The organism is Acinetobacter lwoffii (assembly GCF_029024105.1).
Taxonomy (GTDB): Bacteria; Pseudomonadota; Gammaproteobacteria; order Pseudomonadales; family Moraxellaceae; genus Acinetobacter; species Acinetobacter lwoffii.
On sequence record NZ_CP118963.1, the window covers coordinates 437,657 to 450,629 of the forward strand.

At 44.6% G+C, this 12,973-nt stretch carries 10 protein-coding genes; 4 read left to right on the forward strand and 6 right to left on the reverse strand.

Annotation, left to right across the window (positions count from 1 at the left end):
- Positions 1–16 precede the first annotated feature (16 nt).
- The 5 genes from PYW33_RS01910 to hemF all read right to left on the reverse strand — a co-directional run bounded on the left by PYW33_RS01910 (position 17) and on the right by hemF (position 4,981).
- Positions 17–226, reverse strand: a complete 210-nt coding sequence (locus PYW33_RS01910) for a cold-shock protein (protein WP_004281542.1) — start codon at positions 224–226, stop codon at positions 17–19.
- Positions 227–573: 347 nt separating this feature from the next.
- Complete coding sequence (locus PYW33_RS01915; protein WP_004645022.1) at positions 574–2,397, reverse strand: acyl-CoA dehydrogenase C-terminal domain-containing protein; 1,824 nt, start codon at positions 2,395–2,397, stop codon at positions 574–576.
- A 398-nt stretch (positions 2,398–2,795) separates the two neighbouring features.
- Positions 2,796–3,584, reverse strand: coding sequence for a shikimate dehydrogenase (aroE, locus tag PYW33_RS01920; RefSeq protein WP_004645024.1), 789 nt, complete (start codon positions 3,582–3,584; stop codon positions 2,796–2,798).
- 99 nt (positions 3,585–3,683) lie between these two features.
- Positions 3,684–3,890, reverse strand: coding sequence for a hypothetical protein (locus PYW33_RS01925; RefSeq protein WP_004281539.1), 207 nt, complete (start codon positions 3,888–3,890; stop codon positions 3,684–3,686).
- 134 nt (positions 3,891–4,024) lie between these two features.
- Positions 4,025–4,981: an oxygen-dependent coproporphyrinogen oxidase gene (gene hemF, locus PYW33_RS01930; RefSeq protein ID WP_004645025.1), complete on the reverse strand. Its 957-nt coding sequence runs from the start codon at positions 4,979–4,981 to the stop codon at positions 4,025–4,027.
- A gap of 238 nt (positions 4,982–5,219) precedes the next feature.
- Here hemF and hemN point away from each other — a divergent pair, with 238 nt between their 5' ends.
- A complete protein-coding gene (hemN, locus tag PYW33_RS01935; RefSeq protein WP_004645026.1) occupies positions 5,220–6,593 on the forward strand; it encodes an oxygen-independent coproporphyrinogen III oxidase in 1,374 nt (457 codons plus the stop codon).
- 138 nt (positions 6,594–6,731) lie between these two features.
- On the opposite strand, the gene ribA is transcribed toward hemN, so the two are convergent.
- On the reverse strand, positions 6,732–7,334 hold the full coding sequence (ribA, locus tag PYW33_RS01940) for a GTP cyclohydrolase II (RefSeq protein WP_004645027.1): 603 nt from the start codon (positions 7,332–7,334) through the stop codon (positions 6,732–6,734).
- 309 nt (positions 7,335–7,643) lie between these two features.
- On the opposite strand from ribA, the gene dxs reads away from it, so the two are divergent.
- The 3 genes from dxs to PYW33_RS01955 all read left to right on the forward strand — a co-directional run bounded on the left by dxs (position 7,644) and on the right by PYW33_RS01955 (position 12,923).
- Positions 7,644–9,554: a 1-deoxy-D-xylulose-5-phosphate synthase gene (dxs, locus tag PYW33_RS01945; protein ID WP_004645028.1), complete on the forward strand. Its 1,911-nt coding sequence runs from the start codon at positions 7,644–7,646 to the stop codon at positions 9,552–9,554.
- Between the two features lie 114 nt (positions 9,555–9,668).
- Positions 9,669–10,499 carry an inositol monophosphatase family protein gene (locus PYW33_RS01950; protein ID WP_016806782.1) on the forward strand — a complete coding sequence of 277 codons (831 nt, stop codon included), beginning with the start codon at positions 9,669–9,671 and terminating at the stop codon, positions 10,497–10,499.
- A gap of 549 nt (positions 10,500–11,048) precedes the next feature.
- Positions 11,049–12,923: a DEAD/DEAH box helicase gene (locus tag PYW33_RS01955; RefSeq protein WP_004732315.1), complete on the forward strand. Its 1,875-nt coding sequence runs from the start codon at positions 11,049–11,051 to the stop codon at positions 12,921–12,923.
- Positions 12,924–12,973: the final 50 nt, after the last annotated feature.

Here is a 12,973-nt window from a genome sequence, read left to right on the forward strand (position 1 = left end):
ATATCTTGCTTCTAAATTATAGAGCAACGATATTTACAGCTGTAGGGCCTTTTTGACCTTGAGCTACGCTGAAAGAAACCTTTTGGCCTTCAACTAAAGTTTTGAAACCTGAACCAGTGATTTCGCTGAAGTGAGCAAAAACGTCTGGACCTGATTCTTGTTGAATGAAACCGAAACCTTTAGTTTCGTTGAACCATTTTACTGTACCGTTAACTGTATTAGACATAATATAACCTATTGAATCGTATGAATTTATAGCCAAAATTTCAGATGACTAACTGTAACTTTGAAAAATAAAAAGGATGGAGCTTTTTGATCTGTAATACGAAGGTTTATGACTAAAACTGCGATACTTAAAAGAAGACTAACCAAAACAAGAATTTTTCTAGTTGGGATTATCATACCGCTTATTTTGAGATATACAAGCGTTTTATTTGGCTAATTTATTAGGATGTTGAAAAATATAAAATTAAATTTGTATATTTTCTATCCAAAAGGGTTTTTAAAGTTAAACAAGAGCATCTGTGTCAATAAAAAGAGCGCCGAAGCGCTCTTTTCAAGTCAGTTTACAGCTTAGTAATCGAAGCTAAAGTGTTCTGGCGCGAGTGCCGTCATGGTTTTAGATGGATTCACCATTGCTTCAGCATGACCTTGGGTGCGTGGCAGGATACGTTCGAAATAAAAATCAGCGGTTTTGATTTTCGCTTTATAGAACTCTGGTACTTCAGCACCTTCGCCAGATGCCAGTTTGGCTGAAGCGACTGCGGCTTGTTGTGCCCAGAAGTACGCCATCATCACATAACCGGAGAACATCAGGAAATCGACTGATGCAGAAGAAACGATGTCGCGGTCCTTACGTGCAGCCAGCATGATACGCACAGTTAGTGCATTCCACTGTGCACAGAGCTTGGTTAAATCCCAGGCAAAGCGGCGCATATATTTATTACGTGCATGCTGACCGCAGAATTTCAGGATTTCAGCAGTGTAATCACGAATAACTTTACCTTTTGATGTCAACAGCACTTTACGGCCAATCAGATCCAGTGCCTGAACACCTGTTGTGCCTTCATACAGGGTAGAGATACGTGAGTCACGTACGATCTGTTCCATGCCCCATTCTTTGATATAGCCATGTCCACCGAAGACTTGCATACCGTGATTTGATGCCTCATAACCCATTTCGGTCAGGAAGCCTTTCAGGATTGGAGTATAGAACCCAAGATGGTCATCATGCTGTTCAAATGCTGTAGTATCGCCACGCAGCAAAGCATCATTCATGTTGTCGGCAATTTTTGCTGCATGATAAATCATGGCACGGCCACCTTCAGCAATGGCTTTTTGCGTCAATAGCATACGGCGGACATCAGCATGGTGAATGATCGCATCCGCTACTTTTTCCGGATCTTTTTTGCCAGACAGGGCGCGCATTGACATACGCTCTTTGGCATACGGTAAAGCACCCTGGAATGACAATTCAGCATGACAAATACCCTGAATCGCAGTACCAATACGCGCCGTGTTCATAAAGGTGAACATAGCGTGCAAGCCTTTATTCGGTTCGCCAATCAGGTAGCCAGTCGCATTGTCAAAATTCAGTACAGCCGTTGCTGAAGCGCGAATCCCCATTTTGTGTTCAATCGAACCGCAGTTCACTGGATTACGCTCGCCGATCCCGCCATCTGCAGCAGCAATAAATTTCGGTACGATAAACAAAGAAATCCCTTTGGTACCTTGCGGCGCATCTGGAAGGCGTGCCAGTACGATATGTACGATATTTTCAGTCAGGTCGTGCTCACCTGCGGAAATAAAGATTTTGGTGCCTGAAATGGCATAGCTGCCATCTTCTTTCGGCTCTGCTTTGGTCTTAACTTGACCCAAGTCAGTACCACATTGCGGCTCAGTCAGACACATGGTGCCCGCCCAAGTTCCTGCAACTAAGTGAGGCAGATACGTGTTTTTCTGCTCATCGGTACCATATTGCATGATAGTGTTGATACAACCCACACTTAAACCCGGATACATCTGGAATGACCAGTTTGCAGTCCCCATCATTTCCGATTTGATCAGGTTTAAAGACATTGGCAGGTTTTGGCCACCAAATTCTTCAGGATAAGACAGACCTTGCCAGCCACCTTGTACGAACTGGTCGTAAGCTTCTTTAAAGCCTTTCGGTGTTTTTACTTCGCCATTTTCAAAATGACAGCCTTCTTCATCACCGCTTTGATTCAACGGCGACAGTACATTTTCACAGAAATCTGCAGCGCCTTCTAAGATCATATCTACCGTGTCGGCATCGGCATATTCACCATTCGACAAATTCTGGTAGTGCGCAGGGTAGTCAAGCACTTCATTCATAAGGAAGCGAATGTCGTGTAAAGGGGCTTTATATGCTGGCATGCGTTTAATCCTGATTGAAATTAGTTTTGGATTATCTGTATCGATTCTTTGATTATTCACATTCGGGATAAAAAAACATTGATGAATTCAGTGAATAAAAATGTCAGAAAAGCGAATCGATTTTTAAGGCTAATGAATGAAATCATCGAATTTCATCATTAGGTGTTTACATTACAGGAAGATTAAAAACTTGTTATATCAATGGAATTTAATGAGTTAAAAGGTGATTTGTCCAGTATATTTTTGTATGAATTGTGCTCGGATTCAGGTGGCAAAATAACTCATTTTAAAATGTCATTAAAACCAATCCATGGTTTTTCAGCTTATAAAAAGTAGTAGGAGGGAAGTAAAGGGTTGCAGTTGCAACCCGAACTGAACTCATTAGAGAGATAGGGGTTTTAAAGAAACTCTTTTAAATCCGGTTTGATACCATTCCAGATGTAAAAAGATTCAATTGCTTGACCGACCAGCATGCCAAAACCTTCAGATGTCGGTACACCGCGTGCCTTGGCTTGATCCAGAAAGGAAGAAGATTTGCCATAGGCCATTTCATAGGCCCGTTTAAACTGTAGCGTTTCCGGTAAAACCAGGGCATCACCGCTGAGACTGGCAGAAGTGGCATTAATCATCAAATCAAATTCACCGGCTAAAGTGTCTAGTGAAATCGCCTGTAATTCGACTTGCGGTACGGCATTCTGAAGATCAGCGACCAGTTGTTCCGCCCGTGCCAAGGTACGATTGGCGATCACGATTTTTTTCGCACCTGCCTGGGCTAGGGGATAGATTACACCACGCGTGGCACCGCCTGCACCAATAATTAAAATATCTGTATTTTCCAGTGGCCAATCTAGTGCTCGAATTGCTTCAACCAGTCCCTGACCATCGGTATTGTCGCCATGCAGCACACCATTTTCCATCCATAGCGTATTCACGGCTTTGGCAATTTTGGCCCGTTCACTCAGCACCTGACAGTGGGCAAAAGCCTGTTCTTTAAAGGGTACGGTGACATTCATACCACTACCGCCATTGCTAAAGAATTCCTGAATGTTGGCTACGAAGCCATCCAGTGGCGCCAGACGCTTGGTGTAACTCAGGTCGACACCAGTTTTAGCAGCAAAGGCGTGATGCAATTCTGGAGAACGTGATTGTTCAATCGGGTTACCAATCACGGAAAATTGTTTGCTCATTTCACAATGTCCATGTGCGGAAATGGCCATCAATATACGTGAAAAAGCGCAGAGACTAAAGCCTGCGCGATTTTAAATTGCTGTTAAGTGATCCGGGTTTTAGGAACTGCAAATATCCATAATATGTTCCGCAAACATCAGCGCCATACTGAGAACAACCCCAAACCCAGTCAGGATACTCACCAGAATAGCGGCGCCATCCAGAATCAGGTTGTGACTCAAAATTGCGGTACTCATCGCGCTGATGGCGAGAGCCAGAAAAAGCCAAAAGGCCAACACAGGTAGATTTAATTGAAGATTATGCATTGTTATTCTCACTAGACATCAAATGGAATATGATCGATGTAGCGATAGGGTGCCGCGATCAAATCAGGTATTTCTATGCAGCAGTATAGAGGATATATCTATTAAAACAGCCCTCTATTTGAGGGCCGTTTGTATCATTTCATTGCGTTGGATTTTAATTCTGTTAACCAGTTATGTGGTTTCAGGTAGTAATCTGTTAAACGTTTTTCCGGTGAGCCCTCATCCCATTCAGGGCGATATGACCATCCGGTAAGCGGGGGCAGGCTGACCAGAATCGATTCAATCCGGCCACCAGTCTGCAAGCCAAACAGGGTGCCGCGGTCATAAACCAGATTGTATTCCACATAACGGCCGCGACGGTATAACTGAAACTCGCGTTGTGCTTCGGTATAAGGCTTATCCTGATTGCGCTGGAAAATCGGCAGAATGGCTTCTAGATATCCATTGCCTACAGCCTGCATATACTGGAAACAGGTTTCAAAATCCCATTGATTCAGGTCGTCAAAAAACAAGCCGCCAACGCCACGCTGTTCATCACGATGTTTCAGATAAAAATAATCATCACACCATTGTTTATGTTCAGGATAAACCTCTTCGCCGAATGGCGCACATAGATCATGCGCCGTTTGATGCCAAGACAGTACATCTTCATCATTCGGATAAAACGGGGTCAGGTCAAAACCGCCACCAAACCACCAAATCGGATCCTGGCCTTCTTTTTCTGCGACAAATAAACGCACGTTGGCATGTGAGGTGGGCACATTTGGATTTTTCGGATGAATCACCAGTGATACCCCCATCGCTTGCGCTTTGGCACCGGCAATATTGGGATGGCGTTCGGTCGCAGAAGCAGGTAGCTTGGAAATGTTGATGTGGGAGAACATTACCCCACCTTTTTCAATCACCGTACCATTTTGCAAAACACGTGAACGGCCGCCACCACCTTCCGGACGCTCCCAGTCATCGATGATAAATTCAGCCGTACCGCCGCCAGCACGTTCCTGCTGTTCTAGTGCTGCACAAATCCGTGCCTGTAAGTCGAGGAGAAATTCACGAACACGTTGAATATCCGTAGATGTAGGATGCTGCATCAGAGCCCTCGTAGGGAAATAAAAAACTAACGACATCAAAGCATAAAATCAGTCAAAGATTAAGGTCTAATTTGGTGATGCAATTCATCAGCCCAGACATTACATTCCACTATTCATAAGCAGAATGCATCATTAAATCCGACTAAATGGCTAGGTTGAATTCTTTTTTCAAGCTCAGCACAATAACTCACAAGCGCTCATTGGCTTGAGCATTTCTCGACGGTAATAGGTGAGTCTCATGTCGGTACAGGTCAATTCCCTGATTCAAAAATACAATGTTCCCGGGCCACGCTATACCAGTTATCCCACTGTTCCGTATTGGGAAGAGCAGAATTTCTCGCTGGAACAATGGAAGCAAACGCTAAAAAAGTCTTTTGATGAATCCAATCAAAGCGAAGGCATTAGCTTGTATATCCACCTGCCATTTTGCGAAAGCCTGTGTACCTTCTGCGGGTGTCATAAGCGCGTGACCAAACGCCATGAAGTCGAACAACCTTATATTCAGGCACTGCTGAAAGAATGGGATCTATATTGCGAGTTATTACAAGAAAAGCCCATCATTAAAGAGATTCATTTTGGTGGAGGAACGCCGACCTTTTTTTCAATGGCACATCTGGCTCAACTAATTCAAGGCATTCTGGCCAAAGCAGATGTAGCGCCTGTACATGAATTCAGTTTTGAAGGCCATCCTAATAATACCATGCGTGAGCATTTGCAAGGTTTATATGACCTTGGCTTTCGTCGAGTCAGTTATGGGGTACAGGATTATAATGAAACCGTGCAAAAGGCGATTCACCGGATTCAGCCTTATGAAAATGTTAAACAGGTAACCGAATGGGCGCGAGAAATTGGCTATGAATCGATTTCCCATGATCTGGTCTTTGGTCTGCCATTTCAGAGTCTGGAAGATGTTTTAAATACTATTGAACAAACCAATTCGCTCTTGCCGGACCGTCTGGCTTTATATAGCTATGCACATGTGCCCTGGATTAAAGGCAATGGTCAGCGCGGTTTTAAAGATGCCGATGTGCCCAAAGATGCAATCAAACGGGAATGCTATGAAGAAGGTAAAAAGAAGTTACTCGCGCATGGTTATCATGAAATTGGCATGGATCACTTTGCTTTAGAAAAAGATGCGATGTACCAGTCCTTTCAAGCTGGAACATTGCACCGCAATTTTATGGGATATACCGCCTCTAAAACCCAAGTGATGATTGGACTCGGGATTTCTTCGATCAGCGATAGCTGGTACAGCTTTGCGCAGAATGTGAAAACAATTGAAGAATATTATGAATGCCTGGCGCGGGATGAAATTCCGGTATTTAGAGGACATATATTAAATCATGAAGATCTGATCATTCGGCAACATATTCTAAATTTGATGTGCAGCTTTAGTACCTCATGGGAAAATTCCGAGATACTTTTTCCTGAAATTGATGAGGTTTTGGCACAGCTTGAGGAAATGGCGCAGGATGGCTTGATTCAATTTTCAGACTCGTCAGTCACGATTCTAGAGAAAGGGAAACCATTTGTACGCAATATTTGTATGGCTTTTGATTTACGTTTAAAGCGACGGATGCCAGAGAACCGGATTTTTTCCATGACGATTTAATCTTCCCCTAACCCCATTTTTAAGAAAAAGAGGGAAAGCCTCCCTGAGCAAGACTTAAGTATGGCTTTAAGTCGAAGCGCAAGAAAGGGAGGTTTGGAGGGATTAAGTTAAAATAAGGTGGGACGGGGGTTAAAAATATTAAAAATCATCCTTTTTATAAAGATGTGCCATGCGTTCGTGCTTGGTCTTAAGATATTGTTCATTAAAAGGGTTTAAACCCACAGTCAAAGGCACACGATCGATCACATTAATCCCCTGGGCTTTTAAAGCTTCAATTTTAGAAGGATTATTGGTCACGAGACGTACTGCTTTCACCTGTAAATGATCCAGCATGATGCTACACATATCATACTGACGTGCATCTGCTGGCAGGTTCAGCATTAAATTGGCATCTACGGTGTCATGTCCCTGATCTTGCAGGGCATAAGCGCGAATTTTATTGGTCAGGCCAATGCCACGACCTTCCTGACGCAAATACAGAATGACTCCGCGGCCTAATTCATTGATCAGTTTTAAAGTCGCTTGCAATTGCGGGCCACAGTCGCATTTGAGTGAAGCAAAGGCATCACCAGTTAAACATTCAGAATGCACACGCACCACTACAGGCTCATCTGATACTTCTTCAAGTCCTTTGGAAAGTGCGACATGTTCTTCGCCAGTCTTAGGGTCTTGAAATACAGTAATTTTAAATTCACCGTGAGCGGTAGGTAATCTTGACGTTGCGACAAATTCGATTGGCACAGCTGAACCCGTTAAATCCTGAAATTGGCTAAAGTATAGCGTAATGATTGAACATTGGTAGAATTGCAAAGTCGAAATTCTGCAATAGATTTTCTTTTTTGTAGAAAGCGAACGATAATAGTTGATAAATAGTAAGATTATTCAGGATAATCGTAGGCTGCAATTTTTTCACCCCGACGAGATCATTGTTTAATATTGCATCGCTAGAAGCGTAGCTGAATTGAAGCTGCTACAATTCAGCTATATGATCGGGTACTCCCCATTGACCTAGCTTTAGATTTGCCAGGCTTTAGAAGGCTTTGCCATAATATGCTGTATACAGAAATCCCAACTCAACGCCCTGTAACACCGTTGCTTGATGCGATCAATCATCCTGAGCAACTGCGTGCACTCGAGCAAAGCCAGCTAGAACAAGTGGCGGATGAGTTACGTCAATTCATTTTGTATGCTGCCGGGCAAAGTGGCGGACATTTTGGTGCCAATCTCGGTGTGATTGAACTCACCGTGGCTTTACATTATTGCTTTAATACACCGCATGACCGCCTGATCTGGGATGTAGGTCATCAGGCCTATCCGCATAAAGTGTTGACTGGTCGTCGTGAACAGCTCACCACGATTCGTGCCAAAGATGGTCTGGCTGCGTTTCCGGCTCGTGAAGAATCTGAATTTGATACCTTTGGGGTAGGGCATTCTTCGACGGCGATTTCTGCTGGCCTAGGTATGGCGCTGGCACGTCGTTATCAGAACAAGCCGTGTGAAGTGGTATCGATTATTGGCGATGGCGCCATGACGGCAGGTATGGCTTTTGAAGCTTTGAATGATGCCGTGGCACACAGTGCTGATCTGATGGTGGTGCTGAACGACAATGATATGTCGATTTCTTGCAGTACCGGTGGTTTTGCCAAACATCTGGCTGCCATTTGGGAGCGCGGTGAGTTCGTTAATGTTACCGAGCAGGGTGAGGCATATGTACAGCCACATCCAGAATGGTTGTATAACTCGCGTTTGCACAGTGCAGCAACCGATGCTGCAGATAACTTATTCCAAGCCATCGGCTTTGACTATTTTGGCCCGTACGATGGTCATGATGTCAAACAGCTGGTGCATGTCTTTAATGCGCTGAAAAAGCGTAAAGGCCCACGCCTGATTCATGTCTATACTAAAAAAGGCAAGGGCTTTGCTCCGGCAGAATCGGATCAAATCAAGTATCACGCGATTAGCAAACTCAATGCCGTTGCTGCCAGCAATACTGCGCCGAAATATTCGGATGTATTTGGGCAATGGCTTTGCGATGAAGCGGCACAAGACACACGCTTACTCGCGATTACTCCCGCCATGTGCGAAGGTTCAGGCATGGTCAAATTTGCCAAAGAATATCCGGAACGTTTCTTTGATGTGGCGATTGCCGAACAGCATGCAGTTACCTTGGCTGCTGGTATGGCCTGTGAAGGCTTAAAGCCGGTCGTGGCGATTTATTCGACGTTCTTGCAACGCGGTTATGACCAGCTGGTACACGATGTAGCCTTGCAGAATCTAGATGTTACCTTTGGTATTGATCGTGCCGGTCTGGTCGGTGAAGATGGTCCGACCCATGCCGGTGCATATGACTATGCCTATATGCGGACTATCCCGAATATCGTGATCATGGCGCCAAAAGACGAAAATGAATGCCGTCAAATGCTGCATACTGCGTATTTATATCCAGGTCCTGCAGCCGTACGTTATCCACGTGGCAATGGACTAGGCGTCGAGATTCAGAAAAAGATGGTTGAGATTCCGATCGGTCAGGCGGAAATCGTGGCCAGCTTTAATGGGCAGTATGATGAATATATTTCTGTGCTGGCATTTGGTAGCCGGGTACAGGCTGCAGTCGACGCTGCTGACGCATTTGCCGTGAAACATGAGATTGGCGTGCGTGTGGTTAACATGCGTTTTGTCAAGCCACTCGATACTCAAATGCTCGATGATCTGGCCTTAAGTACCAGTCTGTTTGTGACGGTTGAAGAACATGCCATCATGGGCGGAGCAGGCAGTGCGGTGAATGAATATCTGGCAGAAGCGCAGATTGTAAAACCGATGCTGCATCTGGGTCTGGATGATACATTTATGGCGCAAGCGACTCATGCACAGATGTTGCAACAAGCGGGTTTGGATGCGCAAGGCATTGAAAAATCGATCAATCAAGCTTGGTCCAGCTTAGGACAAAGCGTTTTGTCATAATATCTTAAAAATTTTAGACACATTTTTCCCAAAAAAGCCCTGATATTTGCTAAGATATTGGGGCTTTTATGCATTATTCTTTATCAGTGTCTTCAAATTTGTAGTGGGTGTTCAATGGAACCTATGGTGGTGATGGCTGCGCGTGCGGCTCAGTTAGTTGGTCAAGAGCTTTTAAAAGCGCATCAGAATCGTCATAAACTCGATCTACAAGTCGAAGAAAAAGGAATTGATGGTCCGGTAACGCGTGTAGATCGTTATCTGGAACAGTTGACCATCGATACCCTACGTAAAAGCTATAAAAATCACAGTTTCCTTGGTGAAGAGTTTGGCTATCAGGAAGGTAAAGGTCATGACGCCGATTGGTGTTGGGTGATCGATCCGCTAGATGGTACTTTAAACTTCATTAACGGTTTCCCGCATTTCTGTATCTCTATCGCAGTTCAGCACAAAGGCATTACTCAACACGGGGTGATTTATGACCCGGTGAAAGATGAGCTATTCTCTGCCAGTCGTGGTCGTGGTGCCATGATGAACCAGCGCCGTATTCGTGTGAATGTTAAAGACAGCCTGGAAAATACCTTTATGGCTGTTGGTCACGCTTATCGTGCCAAACGTGATGGCGAAGTTGTGTCTTATGCCAAGAATCATTTCCAGTCTTTGTTAAATGTTACTGAAGCCGGTGCGCAATATCGCCGTTCAGGTTCTGCAGCATTGGATTTGGCTTATGTGGCTGCCGGTCGTTTCGACGCTTATTTTGAACTTGGTTTGAAACCTTGGGATATTGCAGCGGGTGAATTGATCGTGAAAGAAGCAGGCGGTACTGTAGTTGATGCACGTGGTGGTAGCGACTCTATGGAAAATGGTCAAGTTTTGGCTTGTTCAATGAAAATGCTTAAGCCTTTAATGCAAGCAGTTGTTCCTGCTTGGGGTGAAGCAGCAAAATAATCGGGTTTAGATGAAGCAGATTTAATATTCTAAAAGGCATCCTTCGGGATGCCTTTTTTATATACTTCTCTTCTTTTAATCGGGTAATGTCTAGGTTTTTTACACTGACTAGATATCGGAAATGTCCGGTAAATTGCAGAAAATTGACTTTTTAGACCAATAACTAAACTTTTATACTTCTTTAAGTGTAAGAAAAATATACATTATTTATGAATAAAGAAAATTAGTTTTAAAACTTAATGACATTGTGGAATATTCTGCTATAATTTCTGCACGCACTTAATTTTCCGTTCTTTACCTGAACACTATCTTCTAATCATTGTATGCGCGTTCTGTCCATAGAGAGGACATATCCTTCGCGCCCCAATCGCTTAAGCGATTCCTTCAGGTTTGCGGCCGTAATCATATACGTGCGTTATATCCACATCGTCGTTATTCGGATCGCTGCTGAATCCTAACTTTTTCAGCTCTATTTGCTGTGCCGCTTTTTGCCGATGTCCATATTGTAATTTATTTAATGGAGCACCCACTTCAGGGTGAACACTCTCTATGAGCAAAACTTTTGCTGATTTTTCCCTCGACGAATCTCTAACTCAGGCTCTCGACGCTTTAGGCTTTACCACTCCTACTCCTGTACAAGAACAAGCGATTCCTGCTGCGCTTGAAGGCAAAGACCTTCTTGTGTCAAGCCAAACAGGTTCTGGTAAAACTGCTGCGTTCTTGCTGCCTACGTTAAATGCGTTGGCAAACCAAGATACATTAGTACCGTTTAAAGACCGTATGAAAGCGGTTACTCAACCGAATATTTTGGTGATTTCACCGACGCGTGAATTGGCACAACAGGTATGTCAAGACGCAATCGCATTTGTACGTCACATGAAAGGTGTTCGTATTGCTGCAATCATGGGCGGTATGCCTTTCGGTAAGCAAATTCAACAGTTAAAAGGTGCGCAAGTTGTTGTTGCAACTCCAGGCCGTTTACTTGACCTGGTGAATCGTCGTCAAATCAAACTTGACAAAGTTGACGCGTTGATCGTCGATGAAGCTGACCGTATGCTTGACCTAGGTTTCTCTGAAGACTTAGAAGCAATTGGTGAGTTGGCTGCAAACCGCAAACAAACTCTTATGTTCTCTGCGACTTTTGCACCACGTATCATTACACTTGCAGAACGCATGATGAATGATCCAATGCGTATTTCGATCGAAACTGGTCACTCTACAAATACTGATATTACTCAGACTTTGCATTGGACTGACGGTTTCGAGCACAAGAAAAAACTTCTTACTCACTGGTTGAACGAAGAAGACGTTGATCAAGCAGTTGTATTTGCGTCAACTCAAGAAGACACAGATATGTTGGCTGAAGAACTTGCTGAAGCAGGTCTATCAGTTGTAGCACTTCACGGTGCTATGCCACAAACTGTTCGTAACCGTCGTTTACGTAGCATCCGTGAAGGTCGTGCGAAGATTTTGGTTGCAACTGACGTTGCAGCGCGTGGTCTTGACGTACCAACAATTTCACACGTCATCAACTTCGGTCTTCCAATGAAGAACGAAGACTATGTACACCGTATTGGTCGTACAGGTCGTGCGGGTCGTACTGGTAAAGCAATTACTTTGGCGACTTACCGTGAACGCGGTAAAATCCGTGCTTTGGAAGACTTCCTTGATGCGCGTCTAAACGTATCTGAAATTGAAGGTCTTGAGCCATCTCCACCTCCTGCACGTGGTAGCCGTGATGGCGCTGGTCGCGGTCGTGGCCGTGATGGCGGTCGTCGTGATGGCGGTCGTGGTGGTTTCGGTGGCGGTCGTCGTTTTGAAGGCGAAAGCAACTTCAAACGTCGTGAAGGCGGTGATGATCGTCCACGTCGTAGCTTCGATGACAAACCTCGTGGCGAACGTCCAGCATTTGGCGAAGATCGTCCACGTCGTGACTTTGGTGATCGTCCAGCTCCACGTCGTGAAGGCGGTTTCGGTGATCGTCCACAACGTTCGTTTGATGACCGTCCAAAGCGTGACTTCGGTGATCGTCCAGCTCCACGTCGTGAAGGCGGTTTCGGTGATCGTCCACAACGTTCGTTTGATGACCGTCCAAAGCGTGACTTCGGTGATCGTCCAGCTCCACGTCGTGAAGGTGGTTTTGGTGACCGTCCTCGTTCTAATGATGACAACCGTGGCAACCGTGTAGATTATAAACCAGCTCGTGAAGGCGGTTATGGTGATCGTCCAAAACGTGATTTTGGTGATCGTTCAGCTCCACGTCGTGAAGGCGGTTTCGGTGATCGTCCAGCGCGTTCATTCGGTGATGACCGTCCAAAGCGTGATTTCGGTGATCGTCCAGTACGTCGCAACTTTGATGACAAGCCACGTGGTGAACGTTCGTTCGGTGGTGAAGATCGTCCACGTCGTAAATTTAACGACTAATTCAGTCGCTAGATGAAGATAAAAAAACCGGTAGAAATACCGGTTTTTTT